Raw genomic sequence first — 21,959 nt, 5'->3', positions numbered from 1 at the left:
CCGCAACGGCAACGGGCGGCACCCGAACGGACGGCGCCCAGGCAGACGACAAGCAGGCGGCCGCCACCGCAACGGGCTCGCCCGCACGAGGCACCCGGCTCACCCTCCGCGCGGCCGCTCTGGGCCGCCCCGACGCCGCCGCCCTCGCCGACGTGGACCTGGACGTCTCACCGGGCGAGATCCTCACCGTCGTAGGCCCTTCGGGCTGCGGCAAGTCGACACTGCTGCGCACGTTCGCCGGGCTGCTGCCCCAGCTGGGCGGCGCAGTCGAGCAGGACGGCCTGCCGATCGGCGGACCCGCGGCGGACCGCGCACTGGTCTTCCAGGAGGACGCCCTGCTGCCTTGGCGCACCCTGCTGGCCAACGTCGAACTGCCCCTCGCCATCCAGGGCCTTCGGCGCGCGGAACGCAGGAGGAAGGCCGCCGACTGGCTCGAACGGGTCGGACTCGCCGACCGCGCACGGCAGTTGCCGCACCGCGTCTCCGGAGGGCAGCGCCAGCGGGCACAACTGGCCCGCGCCCTCGCCACGGGCCCGCGCGCCGTCCTCATGGACGAGCCGTTCGGCGCCCTCGACGCCCAGACCCGCGCCGGCATGCAGGACCTGCTGGTGGAGGTGTTGCGGGGGACCGGGGCGACCGTCGTCTTCGTCACGCACGACGTGGACGAGGCCCTGTTCCTCGGCGACCGCGTGGCCCTGCTCGGCGCGGGCCGGCTCGTCGCCGTACGGGACGTACCCCGCCCCCGCGATCGCGGCGCCCACGACGACCCCGCGCGCGCGGCCCTGCGGCGCGACGTCCTGACCTCCCTGAGCTCCTGAAAGGCACCCCGGTGGACACCCCCCTGCAGATCCCCGCGCTCACCGACGCCGAGGAACTGACCTGCGACGTCCTCGTCATCGGCGGCGGCACCGCCGGCACCATGGCCGCCCTGACCGCCGCCGAGCGCGGCGCGAACGTGCTGCTCCTGGAGAAGGCCCACGTCCGCCACTCGGGTGCGCTCGCGATGGGCATGGACGGCGTGAACAACGCCGTCATCCCCGGCCGCGCCGAGCCCGACGACTACGTCGCCGAGATCACCCGCGCCAACGACGGCATCGTCGACCAGTCCACCGTCCGCCAGACCGCCACCCGCGGCTTCGCCATGGTGCAGCGCCTGGAGTCGTACGGCGTGAAGTTCGAGAAGGACGAGCACGGCGACTACGCGGTCCGCCAGGTCCACCGCTCCGGCTCCTACGTGCTGCCCATGCCGGAGGGCAAGGACGTCAAGAAGGTCCTGTACCGGCAGCTGCGGCGGCGCGAGATGCGTGAGCGCATCCGCATCGAGAACCGGGTGATGCCGGTGCGCGTGCTGACGGCCCCGGACGACGGGCGGGCCATCGGCGCGGTCGGCTTCAACACCCGTACGGGGCAGTTCGTCACCGTCCGCGCGGGCGGCGTCATCCTCGCCACCGGCGCCTGCGGCCGCCTCGGCCTGCCCGCCTCCGGTTACCTGTACGGCACGTACGAGAACCCCACCAACGCGGGCGACGGCTACGCCATGGCCTACCACGCGGGCGCCGAGCTCACCGGCATCGAGTGCTTCCAGATCAACCCGCTCATCAAGGACTACAACGGCCCCGCCTGCGCCTACGTCGCGAACCCCTTCGGCGGCTACCAGGTCAACCGGCACGGCGAGCGGTTCGTCGACTCCGACTACTGGTCGGGCCAGATGATGGCCGAGTTCGCGGCGGAGGTCGCCAGCGACCGTGGCCCCGTCTATCTGAAGCTGAGCCACCTCCCCGAGGAGTCGATCGCCTCCCTGGAGTCGATCCTGCACTCCACCGAGCGCCCTTCCCGCGGCACCTTCCACGCCGGCCGCGGTCACGACTACCGCACCCACGACATCGAGATGCACATCTCCGAGATCGGCCTGTGCGGCGGCCATTCGGCGTCGGGCGTGAGGGTGGACGAGCACGCCCGCACCACCGTCCCCCGGCTGTACGCGGCGGGCGACCTCGCCTGCGTCCCGCACAACTACATGATCGGCGCGTTCGTCTTCGGCGACCTGGCCGGCTCGGACGCCGCCCGCTACCAGGCGTACGACGGTGAGCTGCCCGCCGATCAGCTGCGCCAGGCGCACGAGTTGATCTACCGCCCGTTGCGCAACCCGGAGGGCCCGCCGCAGCCCCAGGTCGAGTACAAACTGCGCCGCTTCGTGAACGACTACGTCGCCCCGCCGAAGTCGGGCGCGCGGCTGTCGCTGGCCCTGGAGTCCTTCGAGCGAATGCGCGACGACATCGCCGAGATGGGCGCGCGGACCGCGCACGAGCTGATGCGCTGCGCCGAGGTCACCTTCATCCGCGACTGCGCGGAGATGGCCGCGCGTGCCTCCCTCGCCCGCACGGAGTCCCGCTGGGGCCTCTACCACGACCGGCTCGACCACCCTCATCGCGACGACTCCTCCTGGTTCCACCACCTGGATCTGCACAAGTCCCCCTCCGGTGCGATGGAGTTCACGGCCCGGCCCGTGGCTCCTTATCTGGTGCCGATCGACGAGTTCACCCCCGTCGGGGGCCCTTCGCGGCACATCGGCGAGGTTCACGCCGAGAACGTGGCGACGGCCGGTTCGCGCGAGGTGGCGCCCGTCGCCGCGGGGGTCGAGGCCTTCGCGGCGGAGGCGGACGTCTCGGCTTCCGCCGTGCCCGAGCCCGCCCTCGACCACGCCTCCTCTCCCCGGTCGTCGTCCCGTCTGCTCGAACTCGTCGCCCTCGCCGAGGAGGAGCCCGAACTCGGAGCTCTGCTGCCCTACTTGTCCGACGCGGCGCCCGCCGTCAGGCGCGAGGCCGTGGCCGTCCTCACCGAGACCCTGCCCTCGGGCACCGGCCCCGCGCTGGCCCGAGCGCTGCGCGACCCGGCACCGGCGGTACGCTCCGCCGCCGCGGCCTCGCTCCGGGAGCTCGTCGAGACCCTGCCCGCTGAGCCGGCCCTTCGGGACGGCCTCTCCGCCGCGCTGGCCGAGCCCGACCCGGTCGTCCGTGCGGCGGCCCTGGACGTGCTGCGCGCCCTCCGTCTCGGGGACGCCGCCCTGTTCGCCGGCTCCCTCACCGACGCGGACATCGCCGTCCGGATCGAGGCCGTCCGCGCTCTGGTCTCCGTCGACGCCGCCGACGAACTGGCCCGCGCGGCGAACGCCGACCCGTCCCGCGAGGTCCGTGTCACGATCGCCAAGTCCCTGGCCACGGTGGCCGCCGGGCGCCTGAGCGGCGGCACGTCGACGGAAACCGGGGGCGGCGACGGCATCGGCGCGCTGTCCGTCGTCGGTGCCGCCTCGGTCACGGACGGTGGTTCCGACTCCGCCTCCGGAGCCGGCACGGGCGCGGGTCCGGGCGTCGACCTCGACCAGGACGTCGTTCACACGGCGCTCGTCCGTCTGGTCGACGACCCCGACGCCCTGGTCCGTGCCGCCGCCTATGGGGCGCTGGGCACGACCGGCTGCCCCGCGCCGCTCGCCGCCCGAGCAATGGAGGCCCTGGCGGACCCGGCGTGGCAGGTCCGTGCCGGCGCTGCCACCGCGCTGTCCGTGACCCACCCCGACACGGCCGTACCCGTCCTCGCCAAGACCCTGGCCGATCCCAACGCGGACGTCCGCAAGGCCGCCGTCCTGGCTCTGACCCGCCTCCGCGCCTCGGAGGCCGCCCGAGCCGCTCTCGCCACGGCGACGACCGACTCGGACGCCGACGTCAGGGCCTACGCGGGCCGCGCCCTATGACGTACGTGCCCGGACCGGCAATCACGGGCCGGGCACATCCAGGACCACCGCGGCACGAACGCCGCCTCCGCCTCCGTCCCCGGCTCGGCCCGGCTCCGGCTCTGACGTCGGCTCCGGCTCGAACTCGGCCTCGGACTCGGGCGCGGCCCCCGGTGCCCGGGCCCCGGGACACGACATCGGGGCTCCGGACGGAACCGAGGGAGCCGGCTCCCTATGTCCAGTCCTCGGGCGCGGGCTCTTCGTCCACGTCGGGCCAGAGGTCCGAAGCGCCCGGGTCCATGGCGGCGTTCCCGGCGACGGTGTGGGCACCGGTTCCGGCACCGGCACCGTCGGCAGCCGAGCCCTCGGCCGCAGCCGCGGCGGCGCCACCCTGCGGGGGGCCGCCCAGCGAGGCCAGGACCGCGACCACGCCCTCTCCGTACGTCACCAGCTTCTTCTCACCGACCCCGCTGATCCCGCCGAGTTCCCGCACCGACGTCGGCCACACCGTGGCGATCTCCCGAAGCGTGGCGTCGTGGAAGATGACGTACGCCGGAACGCCCTGCTCGCGGGCCTGTTCCGCGCGCCAGGCGCGCAGCGCCTCGAAGGCCGGCAGCAGTTCCTCGGGCAGCTCGGCCGCGGCGGCCTTGGACCCCTTGCGGCCGGACGAGGAACCACCCGCCGCCTTGGACGACGTGGCCGGCCTCTTCGGCTCCTTGCGCAGCGGTACGTCCCGCTCGCGGCGCAGCACCGCCCCGCTGGCCTCCGTCAGCACGAGGGTGCCATACTCGCCCTCCACCGCCAGCAGTCCCTGCGCCAGCAGCTGACGGACGACTCCTCGCCATTCGCCCTCGGTGAGATCCTCGCCGATTCCGAACACGGACAGCTGGTCGTGGTCGAACTGGATCACCTTGGCCGTGCGCTTGCCCATCAGGATGTCGACGATCTGCACGGCGCCGAACTTCTGCCCGCGCTCGCGCTGCAACCGCACCACCGTGGACAGGACCTTCTGGGCCGCGACCGTGCCGTCCCAGGTCTCCGGAGGGGTGAGGCAGGTGTCGCAGTTGCCGCAGCCCGCCGCGTCCGGTTCCTGGCCGAAGTAGGCGAGGAGCTGTCCACGGCGGCACTGCGCGGTCTCGCACAACGCCAGCATCGAGTCCAGGTGGGCGCCGGCCCGCCGCCGGAAGGCCTCGTCGCCCTCACCGGACTGGATGAGCTTGCGCTGCTGTATGACGTCGTTGAGGCCGTATGCCATCCATGCCGTGGACGGCAGCCCGTCGCGGCCGCCGCGCCCGGTCTCCTGGTAGTAGCCCTCGATCGACTTCGGCAGGTCGAGGTGGGCGACGAACCGCACGTCCGGCTTGTCGATGCCCATGCCGAAGGCGATGGTCGCGCAGACCACCAGGCCGTCCTCGCGCAGGAACCGGGACTGGTGGGCCGCGCGGGTGCCCGCGTCGAGACCCGCGTGGTAGGGGACCGCCTCGACGCCGTTGCGCGAGAGGAACTCGGCCGTCTTCTCCACGGAGTTGCGCGAGAGGCAGTAGACGATGCCCGCGTCCCCCGCGTGTTCCTCGCGCAGGAAGCTCAGCAGCTGCTTCTTGGGGTCGGCCTTCGGCACGATCCGGTACTGGATGTTGGGCCGGTCGAAGCTCGCCACGAAGTGCCGGGCCGACGGCATGTTGAGCCGCTGGGTGATCTCGTCGTGGGTGGCACGGGTCGCCGTCGCCGTGAGGGCGACCCGCGGGACGTCGGGCCAGCGCTCGCCGAGAACGGCGAGGGTGAGGTAGTCGGGGCGGAAGTCGTGGCCCCACTGGGACACACAGTGCGCCTCGTCGATCGCGAACACCGCGATCTTGCCGCGGGACAGCAGCTCCTGGGTGGACTCCAGACGCAGTCGCTCCGGTGCGAGGTACAGCAGATCCAGCTCACCGGCCAGGAACTCGGCCTCGACCACACGCCGCTCGTCGAAGTCCTGCGTGGAGTTCATGAACCCGGCGTTCACGCCCAGCGCCCGCAGCGCGTCCACCTGGTCCTGCATCAGCGCGATCAGCGGGGAGACCACGATCCCCGTTCCCGGTCTGACCAGGGCGGGGATCTGGTAGCAGAGCGACTTGCCACCGCCGGTCGGCATGAGGACCACCGCGTCCCCGCCGGCCACCACGTGCTCGATGACCTCTGCCTGCGCGCCGCGGAAGGCCTCGTATCCGAAGACCCGGTGCAGCGTGGCCAACGCCTCGCTGTCGGTCCGCTCCGGTGTCCCGGTGATCCCTGTCATCTCGCTGATCCCGCCCGTCGCGCCCATCGTCTGGTCCCCCGTACGTCGCCCTTCGACCACTGCCTCCACGATAGGGGTCCGCACCGACACCGCCGGAGTTATCCACAGACCCGATCCGGTGACTCTGCGTGATGACCCCGGTGGCGGGCGGCCTCGCTCGCTCACCCGTGCGACAACGGTGGGCCCGGCTCCCCTCGGGTCGGGGAACCGGGCCCACGACGCCGGCAAGTGCCCACCGGCGCGCCTCGTCGTCGGCTCAGCGCACGAACACTCCGGCCTGGTTCGCCAGGTCCAGGAAGTACTGCGGCGCGACGCCGAGCACGAGCGTGACCGCCACGCCCACGGCGATCGCCGTCATCGTCAGCGGTGACGGGACGGCGACCGTCGGGCCCTCGGGCCGCGGCTCGCTGAAGAACATCAGCACGATCACCCGGATGTAGAAGAACGCGGCGATCGCGGACGAGATCACGCCGACCACGACCAGCGGTGCCGCGCCACCCTCCGCCGCCGCCTTGAACACGGCGAACTTACCGGCGAACCCGGAGGTCAGCGGGATACCGGCGAAGGCCAGCAGGAACACCGCGAACACGGCCGCCACCAGCGGCGACCGCCGGCCGAGCCCCGCCCACTTGGACAGGTGCGTCGCCTCACCGCCGGCGTCGCGCACGAGGGTGACCACGGCGAACGCGCCGATCGTCACGAACGAGTACGCGGCCAGATAGAACAGGACGGACGAGACGCCGTCCGGGGTGGTCGCGATGACGCCGGCGAGGATGAATCCGGCGTGCGCGATCGACGAGTACGCCAGCAGCCGCTTGATGTCGGTCTGCGTGATCGCGACGATCGCACCGCCCAGCATGGTGACGATCGCGACGCCCCACATCACCGGCCGCCAGTCCCAGCGCAGCCCGGGCAGGACGACGTACAGCAGGCGGAGCAGCGCACCGAACGCGGCCACCTTGGTCGCCGCGGCCATGAAGCCGGTGACGGGGGTCGGCGCACCCTGGTAGACGTCGGGCGTCCACATGTGGAAGGGCACCGCGCCGACCTTGAACAGCAGGCCCATGACGATCATCGCGGCGCCGATGAGCAGCAGCGCGTCGTTGCCCATGGTGTCGGCGAGCGCCGGGTTCACGTTCTGCACCGTTCCGTCGACGACCTGCGCGATCGTCGCGTACGACACCGATCCCGCGTAGCCGTACAGCAGGGCGATGCCGAAGAGGGTGAAGGCGGAGGCGAACGCCCCGAGGAGGAAGTACTTGACCGCGGCCTCCTGCGACATGAGCCGCTTGCGGCGGGCCACCGCGCACAGGAGGTACAGCGGCAGCGAGAAGACTTCCAGGGCGATGAAGAGCGTCAGCAGGTCGTTGGCCGACGGGAAGACCAGCATGCCGGCGACCGCGAACAGGAGCAGCGGGAAGACCTCGGTGGTCGTGAAACCGGCCTTGACGGCGGCCTTCTCGCTGTCGCTTCCGGGGACGGAGGCCGCCTGGGCGGCGAAGGAGTCGACCCGGTTGCCGTGTGCCTCGGGGTCGAGCCGCCGTTCGGCGAAGGTGAACGCGCCGACCAGGGCGGCCAGCAGGATCGTGCCCTGCAGGAAGAGGGCGGGCCCGTCGACCGCGATCGCGCCCATGGCGGCGATGCGCGCCTTCGTGGTGCCGTACCCGCTCTCCGCCAGCCAGATCACCGCGACGAAGGCGGAGACCAGCGCGACGGCGGTCAGGATCAGCTGGGCGTAGTAGCGGTGCTTGCGCGGCACGAACGCCTCGACCAGCACCCCGATGATCGCCGCGCCCACGACGATCAAGGTGGGCGACAATTGCCCGTACTCGATCTTCGGCGTGTCGATCTTCGAGATCGGTTCGGTCGCGGCTGCCGCCGTTGTCCACAGGCCGTGGACGGCTGATGCGCTCACTTGGCCGCCTCCACCTCGGGCTGGGGGTCCTTCTTGTGTACGTCGGACAAGGTCTGCTTGACCGCCGGGTTCACGATGTCCGTGACGGGCTTGGGGTAGACGCCCAGGAAGATCAGCAGCACGATCAGCGGGGCGACGACGGCGAGCTCACGCGCGCGCAGGTCCGGCATCGCGGCGACTTCGGGCTTGACCGGCCCCGTCATCGTCCGCTGGTAGAGGACCAGGGTGTAGAGCGCGGCGAGGACGATGCCGAAGGTGGCGATGATGCCGACCACCGGGTAGCGCGCGAACGTGCCCACCAGCACGAGGAACTCGCTCACGAAGGGCGCGAGCCCCGGCAGCGACAGCGTCGCCAGACCGCCGATCAGGAACGTGCCGGCCAGCACCGGTGCGACCTTCTGCACCCCGCCGTAGTCGGCGATGAGCCGCGAACCGCGCCGCGAGATCAGGAATCCGGCGACCAGCATCAGGGCCGCCGTCGAGATGCCGTGGTTGACCATGTAGAGCGTCGCGCCCGACTGGCCCTGGCTGGTCATCGCGAAGATGCCCAGGATGATGAACCCGAAGTGCGAGATCGACGCGTACGCCACCAGCCGCTTGATGTCCCGCTGGCCGACGGCGAGCAGCGCCCCGTAGATGATGCTGATCAGCGCCAGAACAAGGATCGCGGGCGTCGCCCACTTGCTCGCCTCCGGGAAGAGCTGGAGGCAGAACCGGAGCATCGCGAAGGTGCCCACCTTGTCGACCACCGCCGTGATCAGCACTGCGACAGGAGTGGTGGCCTCGCCCATGGCGTTGGGCAGCCAGGTGTGCAGCGGCCACAGCGGGGCCTTCACCGCGAAGGCGAAGAAGAAGCCGAGGAACAGCCAGCGTTCGGTGTTCGTCGCCATGTCGAGCGTGCCGTTGGCGCGGGCCTCGGCGATCTCCGTGAGCGAGAAGTTCCCGGCGACCACGTAGAGGCCGATCACGGCGGCCAGCATGATCAGACCGCCGACCAGGTTGTACAGGAGGAACTTGACCGCCGCGTACGACCGCTGGGTGGCCGCCGTCTCCTCGCCATGCGCGTGGGCACGGTCCCCGAAGCCGCCGATGAGGAAGTACATCGGGATGAGCATGGCTTCGAAGAAGATGTAGAAGAGGAAGACGTCGGTGGCCTCGAAGGAGAGGATCACCATGGCCTCGACGGCCAGGATCAGAGCGAAGAAGCCCTGCGTGGGCCGCCAGCGCCCCGCAGCGAAGCTGCTGAGAGACGCGTCGCCGGTCTCCAGCGGGTCGGCGTCGTGCCAGCCCGCGAGGATGATGAACGGGATCAGCAGCGCGGTCAGCGCGACGAGCGCGACCCCGATGCCGTCCACGCCGAGTTCGTAGCGGACGCCGAAGTCGGCGATCCAGGAGTGGGATTCGGTGAGCTGGTAGCGGGCGCCGTCCGGGTCGAAGCGGACCAGGACGACGATCGCCAGGACGAGTGTGGCGACGGAGAAGAGCAGCGCCAGCGCTTTGGCGGCGTTGCGCCGGGCGGCCGGCACGGCGGCCGTGGCCACCGCCCCGATCGCCGGGAGCGCCGCCGTCGCTGTCAGCAGAGGAAAGGACATCGGTATCAGACCGCCCTCATCAGCAGGGTCGCGGCGACGAGGACCACCGCACCGCCGAACATCGAGACCGCGTACGACCGCGCGTAGCCGTTCTGCAGTCGGCGCAGTCGCCCGGAGAGGCCGCCGACCGAGGCCGCCGTGCCGTTGACGACTCCGTCGACCAGGGTGTGGTCGACGTAGACCAGGGAGCGCGTGAGGTGCTCGCCGCCGCGGACCAGCACGACGTGGTTGAAGTCGTCCTGGAGCAGGTCGCGCCGGGCGGCCCGGGTGAGCAGCGACCCGCGCGGGGCGACGACCGGGACGGGGCGGCGGCCGTACTGGGCGTAGGCGATCGCCACGCCGATCACCAGCACCACCATCGTGGCGAGGGTGACGGTGAGGGCGCTGACAGGCGAGTCGCCGTGGGAGTGGCCCGTGACGGGCTCCAGCCAGTGCAGGAAGCGGTCGCCGATGCTGAAGAACCCGCCGGCGAACACCGATCCGAACGCCAGCACGATCATGGGGATCGTCATGGACTTCGGGGACTCGTGCGGGTGCGGCTCGTGGCCGTCCGCGTCGGGCTGCCAGCGCTTCTCACCGAAGAACGTCATCAGCATCACGCGTGTCATGTAGTACGCGGTGATGGCCGCGCCGAGCAGGGCGCATCCGCCGAGGATCCAGCCCTCGGTGCCGCCCTTGGCGAACGCCGCCTCGATGATCTTGTCCTTGGAGAAGAACCCGGACAGCCCCGGGAAGCCGATGATCGCGAGGTAGCCGAGACCGAAGGTGACGAAGGTGACCGGCATGTACCTGCGCAGGCCGCCGTACTTGCGCATGTCGACCTCGTCGTTCATGCCGTGCATGACCGAGCCCGCGCCGAGGAACAGCCCGGCCTTGAAGAAGCCGTGCGTCACCAGGTGCATGATCGCGAAGACGTAGCCGATGGGACCGAGGCCCGCGGCCAGCACCATGTAGCCGATCTGCGACATGGTCGAGCCGGCCAGCGCCTTCTTGATGTCGTCCTTCGCGCAACCGACGATCGCACCGAACAGGAGCGTGACGGCGCCGACGACGGTGACGACGAGCTGCGCGTCGGGCGCGCCGTTGAAGACGGCGGCCGATCGGACGATCAGATAGACGCCCGCGGTCACCATGGTCGCCGCGTGGATGAGGGCCGAGACGGGCGTCGGGCCCTCCATCGCGTCCCCGAGCCAGGACTGCAGCGGCACCTGGGCGGACTTGCCGCAGGCGGCGAGCAACAGCATCAGGGCGATGGCGGTGAGCTTGCCCTCCGTCGCGTCACCGGCGATGCCGGGCTCGCCCTCCGTCCCGAGCAGCGGGCCGAAGGCGAAGGTCCCGAAGGTGGTGAACATCAGCATGATGGCGATGGACAGACCCATGTCGCCGACACGGTTGACCAGGAACGCCTTCTTCGCGGCGGTGGCGGCGCTGGGCTTGTGCTGCCAGAAGCCGATGAGCAGGTACGACGCGAGACCGACGCCCTCCCAGCCGACGTACAGCAGCAGGTAGTTGTCGGCGAGGACGAGCAGCAGCATCGCCGCGAGGAACAGGTTCAGGTAGCCGAAGAAGCGGCGCCGCCGCTCGTCGTGCTCCATGTACCCGATCGAGTACAGGTGGATCAGCGAGCCGACGCCCGTGATCAGCAGCACGAACGTCATCGACAACTGGTCGAGGCGGAAGGCGACGTCCGCCTGGAAGCCCTCGACCGGGATCCAGCTGTACAGGTGCTGTGTCAGCGTGCGGTCTTCGGCGCTCCTGCTCAGCAGGTCGCTGAAGAGGACGACGCCGATCACGAAGGAGGCGGCCGCGAGCAGCGTGCCGATCCAGTGGCCGACGGCGTCGAGCCGGCGGCCGCCGACCAGGAGGACGGCCGCTCCGAGCAGGGGCGCCGCGATCAGCAGCGCAATCAGGTTGTCCACGATTCTTCCGACCCCTTACAGCTTCATCAGGCTGGCGTCGTCGACCGAGGCCGAGTGGCGGGAACGGAACAGCGACACGATGATCGCGAGTCCGACCACGACCTCCGCGGCGGCGACGACCATCGTGAAGAAGGCGATGATCTGGCCGTCGAGATTGCCGTGCATCCGGGAGAAGGCGACGAAGGCGAGGTTGCAGGCGTTGAGCATCAGCTCGATACACATGAAGACGACGATCGCGTTGCGCCTGATCAGCACGCCCGTGGCACCGATCGTGAACAACAGGGCCGCGAGATAGAGGTAGTTGACGGGGTTCACTTCGACGCCTCCTCGGTCCGCCGGGAGTTCGGCCCCAGGCGGGGCGGGTCGATCGCGGCCCGATCCAGACGCTCCTCGGCGCGCTGTTCGAGGGCCTTGAGGTCGCTCAGCGCCTCGGCGGACACGTCCCTGATCTGACCCCGCTCGCGCAGTGTCCTGCTGACCGTGAGCTCGGACGGGGTGCCGTCGGGCAGCAGGCCCTGGACGTCCACCGCGTTGTGCCGCGCGTACACGCCGGGGGCCGGCAGCGGCGGAACGTGCGTGCCCTCACGGACGCGCTGCTCGGCCAGCTCCCGCTGGGTCCGGGGCCGCTCGGTGCGCTCGCGGTGGGTGAGCACCATGGCGCCCACGGCCGCCGTGATGAGCAGGGCGCCGGTGATCTCGAAGGCGAAGACGTACTTCGTGAAGATGAGGGCGGCGAGGCCCTCCACATTGCCGTTCGCGTTCGCCTCGGTGAGGCCGTTGAACTCCGTCAGGGAGGCGTTGCCGATGCCGCCGATCAGCAGGACGCCGAAGCCGAGACCGCACAGCAGGGCCAGCCAGCGCTGCCCCTTGATGGTCTCCTTCAGCGAGTCCGCCGCGGTGACGCCGACGAGCATCACCACGAACAGGAAGAGCATCATGATCGCGCCGGTGTAGACCACGATCTGCACGATGCCCAGGAAGTAGGCGCCGTTGGCGAGGTAGAACACCGCCAGGACGATCATGGTGCCGGCGAGGCAGAGCGCACTGTGCACGGCCCTCTTCATGAAGACGGTGCACAGGGCGCCGATCACCGCGACCGTGCCGAGCACCCAGAACTGGAAGGCCTCGCCGGTCGAGGTGGCGTAGGCGGCGAGCTGCGCGCTCATCGGCCGACCACCTCCTCCGACGCCGGCTCGCCCTCGCCCGACGTGGACGCGGCCTCCTGCGGGCCCTCGCCCTTGGAGACGGCCGTCTGGCGTTCCGTGCCGGGCGCGGCCTCCGTGACCAGACCCCGGTAGTAGTCCTGCTCGTCCATGCCGGGGTAGATGGCGTGCGGCGAGTCGACCATGCCCTCGTCGAGACCGGCGAGCAGCTGCTCCTTGGTGTAGATCAGGTTGGCGCGGCTGGAGTCGGCCAGCTCGAACTCGTTGGTCATCGTCAGCGCGCGCGTGGGACACGCCTCGATGCACAGGCCGCACAGGATGCAGCGGGCGTAGTTGATCTGGTAGACGCGTCCGTACCGCTCGCCCGGGGAGTAGCGCTCCTCGTCGGTGTTGTCCGCGCCCTCCACGTAGATGGCGTCGGCGGGGCAGGCCCAGGCGCACAGCTCACAGCCGACGCACTTCTCCAGGCCGTCCGGATGACGGTTGAGCTGGTGCCGTCCGTGGAACCGGGGAGCTGTGGTCTTCTCCTGCTCCGGGTACTGCTCGGTCAGCCGCTTCTTGAACATGGCCTTGAAGGTCACGCCGAAGCCGGCCACGGGGTTCTGGAAACCGGGCTTGGTCTCCTTGGGCTCCTCAGCCATCGGACGCCTCCTTTCCATCCAGCGATCCGTCACTCACAGTGTCCGCTCCACCACTGACAACGAGCTCCCGCTCCCGGCTCGGACGACGCCTCGGCACCGGCGGCAGCTCCTGCCCCGGCAGCGGCGGGACGGGGAACCCGCCCGCCATCGGGTCGAAGTCGGCCGGCTCGGCCGGCGTCTGAGCCTCCTTGCGCGCGTTGCGGAACATGTCCACGACGAAGGAGAGCAGCAGCAGGACCAGGACGCCGCCGCACACATAGAGGGCGATGTCGGTGAAGTCGTAGTTCTCGTTGCGCAGGGTCCGTACGGTCGCGACGAGCATCAGCCACGTCACCGATACCGGGATCAGGACCTTCCAGCCGAGCTTCATCAGCTGGTCGTAGCGGACGCGGGGGAGCGTGCCGCGCAGCCAGATGAAGAAGAACAGCAGCAGCTGCACCTTGACGACGAACCAGAGCATCGGCCACCAGCCGTGGTTCGCTCCCTCCCAGAAACCGCTGATCGGCCAGGGGGCGCGCCAGCCGCCGAGGAAGAGCGTGGTCGACACGGCGGAGACCGTCACCATGTTCACGTACTCGGCGAGCATGAACATCGCGAACTTGATCGACGAGTACTCGGTGTTGAAGCCGCCGACCAGGTCGCCCTCGGACTCCGGCATGTCGAAGGGGGCGCGGTTGGTCTCGCCGACCATCGTGATGATGTAGAGAACGAAGGAGACCGGCAGCAGGAGGATGTACCAGCGGTCCTGCTGCTGCTCGACGATCGTCGAGGTCGACATCGACCCCGAGTAGAGGAACACCGAGGCGAACGCCGCGCCCATGGCGATCTCGTAGGAGATCATCTGCGCGCAGGACCGCAGGCCGCCCAGCAGCGGGTAGGTGGAGCCGGAACTCCAGCCGGCCAGCACGATGCCGTAGATCCCGACCGAGGCGACGGCCAGCACGTAGAGCATCGCGATCGGCAGGTCGGTCAGCTGCATCGTGGTGCGCTGGCCGAAGATCGAGATCTCGTTGCCGGCGGGCCCGAAGGGGATCACCGCGATCGCCATGAAGGCCGGGATGGCCGCGACGATCGGCGCGAGGACGTACACCACCTTGTCCGCGCGTTTGACGACGAGGTCCTCCTTCAGCATCAGCTTGATGCCGTCGGCGAGGGACTGGAGCATGCCCCAGGGACCGTGCCGGTTGGGGCCGATGCGCAACTGCATCCAGGCGACGACCTTGCGCTCCCAGACGATGGAGAACAGCACGGTCACCATCAGGAAGGCGAAGCAGAAGACCGCCTTGACGACGACCAGCCACCAGGGGTCGCGGCCGAACATCGAGAGGTCCTCAGCGGCGAAGTACGGGCTCATGCCTCCACCTCCTTGGGGGCGTCGGCGGCGAGCGTCGCCGGGCCGATGCGTACGAGGGAGCCGGGCGTGGCCCCGGAGTCGGAGGCGACGCCCCGGCCGGTGGAGTTCAGCGGGAGCCAGACCACCCGGTCGGGCATCTCGGTGATCCGCAGCGGAAGTGCGACCGTTCCGGCGGGTCCGGTGACGGCGAGCAGGTCGCCGTCCTCGACGCCGGCCTCGGCGGCCGTGGCGGGCGACACACGCGCGTGTGCCGCGTGCCGGGTCCCGGCGAGCGCCTCGTCGCCCTGCTGGAGGACGCCCTGGTCGAGCAGCAGACGGTGCCCGGCGAGGACGGCCTCCCCGGCGGCGGGGCGCGGCAACTGCGCGGCCGGCTCGGTGGGCTCGGAGGCTCCGGAGCCCTCCCAGGCCCCGAGCCGGTCGAGCTCCGCACGGGCGGTGCGCAGATCCGGCAGGCCGAGATGGACGTCCATGGCGTCGGCCAGCATCTGCAGCACGCGCGCGTCGGCGGGCACCACCCGGCGGGTCATCTGGTCGGGCTTCAGTGCCGCCTCGAAGAAGCGGACCCGGCCCTCCCAGTTGAGGAAGGCGCCCGGCTTCTCGGCGACCGCGGCCACCGGGAGGACGACGTCGGCGTGCTCGGTGACCTCACCGGGCCGCAGCTCCAGCGACACCACGAAGCCGGCCTCGGCCAGCGCCTCACGCGCGCGTGCCGGGTCGGGCAGGTCCGCGACCTCGACGCCGGCGACGAGCAGCGCCTGAAGTTCGCCGGAGGCGGCGGCCTCGACGATCTGCCCGGTGTCCCGGCCGTAGCGGTGCGGGAGTTCGGCCAGGCCCCAGGCCGCGGCGACCTCCTCACGCGCGCGGGGGTCGGTGGCCGGGCGGCCGCCCGGCAGCAGCGACGGCAGGGCGCCCGCCTCGATCGCGCCCCGCTCCCCCGCCCGGCGCGGAATCCACACCAGCCGGGCGCCGGTCGCCGAGGCGGCCCGCGCCGCAGCGGTCAGACCGCCCGCCACCGCCGCCAGCCGTTCGCCGACGACGATCACCGCGCCCTCGGTCCGCAGCGCTTGTGCGGCCGTGGCACCCGCGTCCGCCAGGCCGACGCCGCTCGCCAGCGCGTCCAGCCACTCGGTCTCCGTGCCCGGAGCGGCAGGCAGCAGTGTGCCGCCCGCCTTCTCCAGACCTCGCGTGGCGTGCGTGGCCAGCGAGAACACCCGCTGGCCGTGCTTGCGCCAGGCCTTTCGCAGCCGCAGGAAGACACCGGGCGCCTCCTCCTCCGACTCGAACCCGGCCAGCAGGACGGCGGGCGCCTTCTCCAGGGAGGAGTACGTGACGCCCGTACCGTCGAGATCGCGGCCGCGGCCGGCCACGCGGGCGGCCAGGAAGTCGGCCTCCTCGCTGCTGTGCACCCGCGCGCGGAAGTCGATGTCGTTGGTGTCGAGCGCCACGCGCGCGAACTTGCTGTAGGCGTAGGCGTCCTCGACGGTGAGACGGCCGCCGGTCAGTACGCCGGTCCGGCCGCGGGAGGCCAGCAGCCCCTGAGCCGCGATCTGCAGGGCCTCCGGCCAGGAAGCCGGTACGAGGTCCCCCTCGGCGTTGCGCACCAGGGGCGTGTCGAGCCGGTCCCGCTGCTGCGGGTACCGGAACGCGAAGCGCCCCTTGTCGCAGATCCACTCCTCGTTGACGTCGGGGTCGTCGGCGGCCAGCCGCCGCATGACCTTGCCGCGCCGGTGGTCGGTGCGGGTGGCGCAGCCGCCGGAGCAGTGCTCGCAGACCGACGGGGAGGAGACCAGGTCGAACGGCCGGGAGCGGAATCGGTACGCCGCCGAGGTCAGCGCGCCGACCGGGCAGATCTGGATGGTGTTGCCGGAGAAGTACGACTCGAAGGGGTCGCCCTCGCCGGTGCCCACCTGCTGCAGCGCCCCCCGCTCGATCAGCTCGATCATCGGGTCGCCCGCCACCTGGTTCGAGAACCGGGTGCAGCGGGCGCACAGCACGCACCGCTCCCGGTCGAGGAGCACCTGGGTGGAGATCGGGACGGGCTTCTCGTAGGTGCGCTTCCTGCCCTCGAAGCGGGATTCGGCCTGGCCGTGCGACATGGCCTGGTTCTGCAGGGGGCACTCGCCGCCCTTGTCGCAGACCGGGCAGTCCAGCGGGTGGTTGATGAGGAGCAGCTCCATCACACCGTGCTGCGCCTTCTCGGCGACCGGCGAGGTGAGGTGGGTCTTCACCACCATGCCGTCCGTGCACGTGATCGTGCAGGACGCCATCGGCTTGCGCTGGCCCTCGACGTCGACGATGCACTGGCGGCAGGCGCCCGCGGGGTCGAGGAGGGGGTGGTCGCAGAAGCGGGGGATCTCGATGCCGAGCTGCTCGGCGGCCCGGATGACCAGGGTGCCCTTGGGCACGCTGATCTCGGCGCCGTCGATCGTCAACGTCACGAGATCTTCCGGCGGGACCGCCGCCTCGCCGCCTCCGGAGGGAGCGCTGGTGGTCACCGTCATGCGTTCACCTCCGTGTGCTTGTCCGCCCACGCCGTCGACTTGGCCGGGTCGAAGGGGCAGCCGCGGCCCGTGATGTGCTGCTCGTACTCCTCGCGGAAGTACTTGAGCGAGGAGAAGATCGGCGATGCGGCGCCGTCGCCGAGGGCGCAGAAGGACTTGCCGTTGATGTTGTCGGCGATGTCGTTCAGCTTGTCGAGATCGGACAGGGAGCCCTTGCCTGCCTCGATGTCACGCAGCAACTGCACGAGCCAGTAGGTGCCTTCGCGGCACGGCGTGCACTTGCCGCAGGACTCGTGTGCGTAGAACTCGGTCCACCGGGTCACGGCGCGCACCACGCAGGTCGTCTCGTCGAAGCACTGCAGCGCTTTCGTGCCGAGCATGGAACCCGCGGCGCCCACTCCTTCGTAGTCGAGAGGGACGTCGAGGTGCTCGTCGGTGAACATCGGCGTCGAGGAGCCGCCCGGCGTCCAGAACTTGAGCCGGTGCCCGGGTCGCATGCCGCCGCTCATCTCGAGGAGTTGGCGCAGGGTGATGCCGAGCGGGGCCTCGTACTGGCCGGGGCTCGCGACGTGGCCGCTGAGGGAGTAGAGCGTGAAGCCCGGGGACTTCTCGCTTCCCATCGACCTGAACCATTCCTTGCCTTTTTGCAGGATGGCGGGAACTGACGCGATCGACTCGACGTTGTTCACCACAGTCGGGCACGCATAGAGGCCCGCGACCGCAGGAAAGGGGGGACGAAGCCGCGGTTGACCACGGCGGCCTTCGAGCGAGTCGAGCAGCGCGGTCTCCTCACCGCAGATGTACGCGCCGGCGCCGGCGTGCACGGTGAGCTGGAGGTCGAGTCCGCTGCCCAGGATGTTCTCGCCGAGGTATCCCGCCGCGTAGGCCTCGCGCACGGCCTCGTGCAACCGCCGCAGAACAGGGACGACTTCACCACGCAGATAGATGAAGGCATGAGACGACCTGATGGCGTAACACGCGATCACGATGCCCTCGATGAGGCTGTGCGGGTTCGCGAAGAGGAGCGGGATGTCCTTGCAGGTCCCGGGCTCCGATTCGTCGGCGTTGACAACTAGATAGTGCGGCTTTCCATCCCCCTGGGGAATGAACTGCCATTTCATTCCCGTCGGGAATCCCGCGCCGCCTCGCCCGCGCAGACCGGAGTCCTTGACGAACGCGATCAGTTCGTCCGGCGACATGGCGAGCGCCTTGCGCAGGCCCTCGTATCCCTCGTGCCTTCGGTAGACGTCCAGGCTCCAGGACCTGTCCTCGTCCCAGAAGGCCGACAGCACGGGTGCGAGCAGCTTCTCGGGGCTGCTGCCTTTCAGCTCGGGTGCCAAGGTCATCACTCCCCCTCCTCGGCGGTAGGCCCTGCCGGGTGAGCGGGGTCGGAGGCCGACGTGTCCTGTGGCGCGTCGTGCGAACTCAGGTGCTCGGTGGGCGACGGCTCGTGGACGGCCCGGTCCCGCGGCTCGTCGTGCGGCCCGCCGTCGCGCGGGTGGACCACGCGCGCGGGTGCGGTCTCTCCCTTTGCCAGGCGAAGACCCACCAGTGACGCCGGTCCCGCACTGCCGCTCGCCTCGACGGCCCCTTCCCGCTCGTCGGGGAAGCCCGCCAGGATGCGGGCGGTCTCCTTGAAGGAACAGAGCGGCGCCCCGCGCGTCGGGGACACCGTGCCACCGCTGCGCAGGTCGTCCACCAGGCGCTTCGCGCTCTGCACGGTCTGGTTGTCGAAGAACTCCCAGTTGACCATCACGACCGGCGCGAAGTCGCAGGCCGCGTTGCACTCGATGTGCTCCAGAGTGATCTTTTTGTCGTCGGTGGTCTCACCATTGCCGACACCCAGGTACTCCTGGAGCTCGTCGAAGATCGCGTCGCCGCCCATCACCGCGCACAGCGTGTTGGTGCAGACGCCCACCTGGTAGTCGCCGCCGGGGCGGCGCCGGTACATGGTGTAGAAGGTGGCGACCGCGGTGACCTCGGCGGTGGTGAGGTCCAGCACGTCGGCGCAGAAGCGCATCCCGGTGCGCGTGACGTGCCCCTCCTCCGACTGCACGAGGTGCAGCAACGGCAGGAGCGCGGACCGGGAGTCGGGGTAGCGGGCGATGAGCTCGCGCGCGTCCGCCTCCAGCCGGGCTCGGACGTCGTCCGGGTAGGCGGGCGCGGGCAGTTCGGGCATGCCCAGGCTGACGCCCCGCTCGGAAGAAGAGGTGGTCACCGGTCGACGCCTCCCATCACGGGGTCGATGGACGCGACGGCGACGATCACGTCGGCGACTTGGCCGCCCTCGCACATCGCCGCCATGGCTTGCAGGTTGGTGAAGGACGGGTCGCGGAAGTGGACCCGGTAGGGGCGGGTGCCTCCGTCGGAGACGGCGTGCACTCCGAGCTCGCCCTTGGGCGACTCGACCGCCGCGTACGCCTGGCCCGGCGGCACACGGAAGCCCTCGGTCACCAGCTTGAAGTGGTGGATCAAGGCCTCCATGGAGGTACCCATGATCTTCTTGATGTGGTCGAGGGAGTTGCCGAGACCGTCGGGGCCCAGGGCCAGCTGGGCCGGCCAGGCGATCTTCCGGTCGGCGACCATGACCGGACCGGGCTGCAGCCGGTCCAGGCACTGCTCGACGATCCTGAGCGACTGGCGCATCTCCTCCAGACGGATCAGGAAGCGGCCGTAGGAGTCGCAGGAGTCCGCGGTCGGGACGTCGAAGTCGTACGTCTCGTAGTCGCAGTAGGGCTGGGTCTTGCGCAGGTCGTGCGGCAGGCCGGTGGAGCGCAGGATCGGGCCGGTGGCGCCGAGGGCCATGCAGCCGGCCAGGTCGAGGTAGCCGACGTCCTGCATGCGGGCCTTGAAGATGGGGTTCCCGGTGGCGAGCTTGTCGTACTCGGGGAGGTTCTTCTTCATCTTCTTCACGAACTCGCGGATCTGGTCCACCGCGCCGGGCGGCAGGTCCTGGGCGAGTCCGCCGGGGCGGATGTACGCGTGGTTCATCCGCAGGCCCGTGATGAGCTCGTAGATGTCGAGAATCATTTCACGATCGCGAAATCCGTAGATCATGATCGTGGTGGCGCCGAGTTCCATGCCGCCCGTGGCGATGCACACCAGGTGCGACGACATCCGGTTCAGCTCCATCAGGAGCACCCGGATGATCTTGGCCCGCTCGGTGATCTGGTCCTCGACTCCGAGGAGCTTCTCGACGGCGAGACAGTAGGCGGTCTCGTTGAAGAAGGACGTCAGGTAGTCCATGCGCGTCACGAACGTGGTGCCCTGCGTCCACGTGCGGTACTCGAGGTTCTTCTCGATGCCGGTGTGCAGGTAGCCGATGCCGCAGCGGGCCTCGGTGACCGTCTCGCCGTCGATCTCCAGGATGAGGCGGAGCACCCCGTGGGTGGAGGGGTGCTGGGGGCCCATGTTGACGACGATGCGCTCGTCGTCGGCGCGGGCCGCGGACTGGACGACCTCGTCCCAGTCGCCACCGGTGACCGTGTAGACGGTGCCCTCTGTGGTCTCGCGCGCCGAGGCGGACGCGGCTGATGACTGCGTGCTGCTCACGAGTACGACCTCCGCTGGTCCGGAGCCGGGATCTGGGCGCCCTTGTACTCGACGGGGATGCCGCCGAGGGGATAGTCCTTGCGCTGCGGATGGCCCGGCCAGTCGTCCGGCATCATGATCCGCGTGAGGGCCGGGTGGCCGTCGAAGACGATCCCGAAGAAGTCGTAGGTCTCGCGCTCGTGCCAGTCGTTGGTGGGATACACGGGGACCAGGGACGGGATGCGCGGATCGGCGTCCGGGGCGCTGACCTCCAGGCGGATCAGCCGGTTGTGGGTGATCGAGCGCAGGTGGTAGACGGCGTGCAGTTCGCGCCCCTTGTCGTGCGGGTAGTGCACGCCGCTGACGCCGGTGCAGAGCTCGAAGCGCAGGGCGGGGTCGTCGCGCAGGGTGCGGGCGACCCGGAGCAGGTGCTCGCGCTCGATGTGGAAGGTGAGCTCGTCGCGGTCGACGACCGTCTTCTCGATCGCGTTGCCGGGGAGGAGACCCTGCTCCTCCAGGGCGCCCTCCAGCTCGTCGGCGACCTCGTCGAACCAGCCGCCGTAGGGCCGGCTCGCCGCCCCCGGGAGCCGGATCGAGCGGACCAGGCCGCCGTAGCCGGAGGTGTCGCCGCCGTTTTCGGCGCCGAACATGCCGCGCTGGACGCGGACCTCCTCCCCGCCCTGGCCGCGCTGGCCGGGGAGGTTGGAGGCGGAGAGGTCCTTCTCGGGGTTCACCCCGTTCGAGGAGCCGTTCGCGCCGTGGGTGCCGTTCGCGTCGCTCACCGCAGCAGCCCCTTCATCTCGATCATGGGCAGGGCCTTCAGCGCCGCCTCCTCCGCCTCGCGGGCCGCCTCCTCGGCGTTCACGCCCAGCTTGGAGTTCTGGATCTTGTGATGGAGCTTGAGAATCGCGTCCATCAGCATCTCGGGCCGCGGCGGGCAGCCCGGGAGGTAGATGTCCACGGGCACGATGTGATCGACGCCCTGGACGATCGCGTAGTTGTTGAACATGCCGCCGGAGGAGGCGCAGACGCCCATGGAGATGACCCACTTGGGGGCGGGCATCTGGTCGTAGACCTGGCGGAGCACCGGTGCCATCTTCTGGCTCACCCGGCCGGCGACGATCATCAGGTCGGCCTGGCGGGGCGAGCCGCGGAAGACCTCCATGCCGAAGCGCGCCAGATCGTAGCGGCCGGCGCCGGTCGTCATCATCTCGATGGCGCAGCAGGCCAGACCGAACGTGGCGGGGAAGACGGACGCCTTGCGCACCCAGCCCGCGGCCTGCTCGACGGTGGTCAGCAGGAATCCGCTCGGCAGCTTTTCTTCGAGTCCCATGACTTAAA

The 21,959-nt window shown here is 70.3% G+C and carries 16 protein-coding genes; 2 read left to right on the top strand and 14 right to left on the bottom strand.

All coding sequences use genetic code 11. The features are described 5' to 3' along the window. Window positions 1–119 precede the first annotated feature (119 nt). Both QF032_RS23165 and QF032_RS23160 read left to right on the top strand, forming a co-directional pair. A complete protein-coding gene (locus QF032_RS23165; RefSeq protein ID WP_307050256.1) occupies window positions 120–818 on the top strand; it encodes an ABC transporter ATP-binding protein in 699 nt (232 codons plus the stop codon). 11 nt (window positions 819–829) lie between these two features. Next, window positions 830–3,748 carry a fumarate reductase/succinate dehydrogenase flavoprotein subunit gene (locus QF032_RS23160; RefSeq protein ID WP_307057314.1) on the top strand — a complete coding sequence of 973 codons (2,919 nt, stop codon included), beginning with the start codon at window positions 830–832 and terminating at the stop codon, window positions 3,746–3,748. Between the two features lie 211 nt (window positions 3,749–3,959). Here QF032_RS23160 and recQ read toward each other — a convergent pair whose 3' ends face one another. From recQ to QF032_RS23090, 14 genes are all read right to left on the bottom strand, one after another. Next, entirely contained in the window at window positions 3,960–6,029 is a 2,070-nt protein-coding gene (recQ, locus tag QF032_RS23155) for a DNA helicase RecQ (RefSeq protein WP_307060343.1), read from the bottom strand. 229 nt (window positions 6,030–6,258) lie between these two features. Then, window positions 6,259–7,917, bottom strand: coding sequence for an NADH-quinone oxidoreductase subunit NuoN (nuoN, locus tag QF032_RS23150; protein ID WP_307057312.1), 1,659 nt, complete (start codon window positions 7,915–7,917; stop codon window positions 6,259–6,261). Continuing rightward, window positions 7,914–9,509, bottom strand: coding sequence for an NADH-quinone oxidoreductase subunit M (locus QF032_RS23145; RefSeq protein ID WP_306949827.1), 1,596 nt, complete (start codon window positions 9,507–9,509; stop codon window positions 7,914–7,916). Before QF032_RS23145 ends, nuoN begins: the two co-directional genes overlap by 4 nt. A 5-nt stretch (window positions 9,510–9,514) precedes the next feature. Continuing rightward, window positions 9,515–11,428 carry an NADH-quinone oxidoreductase subunit L gene (nuoL, locus tag QF032_RS23140; protein ID WP_307057310.1) on the bottom strand — a complete coding sequence of 638 codons (1,914 nt, stop codon included), beginning with the start codon at window positions 11,426–11,428 and terminating at the stop codon, window positions 9,515–9,517. Between the two features lie 15 nt (window positions 11,429–11,443). After that, window positions 11,444–11,743 carry an NADH-quinone oxidoreductase subunit NuoK gene (gene nuoK / locus QF032_RS23135; protein ID WP_003974374.1) on the bottom strand — a complete coding sequence of 100 codons (300 nt, stop codon included), beginning with the start codon at window positions 11,741–11,743 and terminating at the stop codon, window positions 11,444–11,446. Beyond that, window positions 11,740–12,594: an NADH-quinone oxidoreductase subunit J gene (locus QF032_RS23130; RefSeq protein ID WP_307045234.1), complete on the bottom strand. Its 855-nt coding sequence runs from the start codon at window positions 12,592–12,594 to the stop codon at window positions 11,740–11,742. The genes nuoK and QF032_RS23130 overlap by 4 nt, the downstream gene beginning before the upstream one ends. Next, window positions 12,591–13,232, bottom strand: coding sequence for an NADH-quinone oxidoreductase subunit NuoI (gene nuoI / locus QF032_RS23125; protein ID WP_307045233.1), 642 nt, complete (start codon window positions 13,230–13,232; stop codon window positions 12,591–12,593). The genes QF032_RS23130 and nuoI overlap by 4 nt, the downstream gene beginning before the upstream one ends. Then, on the bottom strand, window positions 13,225–14,586 hold the full coding sequence (nuoH, locus tag QF032_RS23120) for an NADH-quinone oxidoreductase subunit NuoH (protein ID WP_307045232.1): 1,362 nt from the start codon (window positions 14,584–14,586) through the stop codon (window positions 13,225–13,227). Before nuoH ends, nuoI begins: the two co-directional genes overlap by 8 nt. After that, window positions 14,583–17,087, bottom strand: coding sequence for an NADH-quinone oxidoreductase subunit G (locus QF032_RS23115; protein ID WP_307045231.1), 2,505 nt, complete (start codon window positions 17,085–17,087; stop codon window positions 14,583–14,585). Before QF032_RS23115 ends, nuoH begins: the two co-directional genes overlap by 4 nt. After that, on the bottom strand, window positions 17,084–18,436 hold the full coding sequence (gene nuoF / locus QF032_RS23110) for an NADH-quinone oxidoreductase subunit NuoF (RefSeq protein ID WP_306949833.1): 1,353 nt from the start codon (window positions 18,434–18,436) through the stop codon (window positions 17,084–17,086). Before nuoF ends, QF032_RS23115 begins: the two co-directional genes overlap by 4 nt. After that, window positions 18,433–19,305: an NADH-quinone oxidoreductase subunit NuoE gene (gene nuoE, locus QF032_RS23105; RefSeq protein WP_306949834.1), complete on the bottom strand. Its 873-nt coding sequence runs from the start codon at window positions 19,303–19,305 to the stop codon at window positions 18,433–18,435. Before nuoE ends, nuoF begins: the two co-directional genes overlap by 4 nt. Then, window positions 19,302–20,639: an NADH-quinone oxidoreductase subunit D gene (locus QF032_RS23100; protein ID WP_306949835.1), complete on the bottom strand. Its 1,338-nt coding sequence runs from the start codon at window positions 20,637–20,639 to the stop codon at window positions 19,302–19,304. Before QF032_RS23100 ends, nuoE begins: the two co-directional genes overlap by 4 nt. Next, entirely contained in the window at window positions 20,636–21,400 is a 765-nt protein-coding gene (locus QF032_RS23095; protein WP_307057308.1) for an NADH-quinone oxidoreductase subunit C, read from the bottom strand. Before QF032_RS23095 ends, QF032_RS23100 begins: the two co-directional genes overlap by 4 nt. Beyond that, window positions 21,397–21,951 carry a NuoB/complex I 20 kDa subunit family protein gene (locus tag QF032_RS23090; protein ID WP_057584832.1) on the bottom strand — a complete coding sequence of 185 codons (555 nt, stop codon included), beginning with the start codon at window positions 21,949–21,951 and terminating at the stop codon, window positions 21,397–21,399. The genes QF032_RS23095 and QF032_RS23090 overlap by 4 nt, the downstream gene beginning before the upstream one ends. Window positions 21,952–21,959: the final 8 nt, after the last annotated feature.

The organism is Streptomyces achromogenes, from assembly GCF_030816715.1.
In the GTDB taxonomy this organism is placed as follows: domain Bacteria; phylum Actinomycetota; class Actinomycetes; order Streptomycetales; family Streptomycetaceae; genus Streptomyces; species Streptomyces achromogenes_A.
Note: the sequence above shows the minus strand (reverse complement) of the source record. Positions and strands in the feature narration are given on the sequence as shown.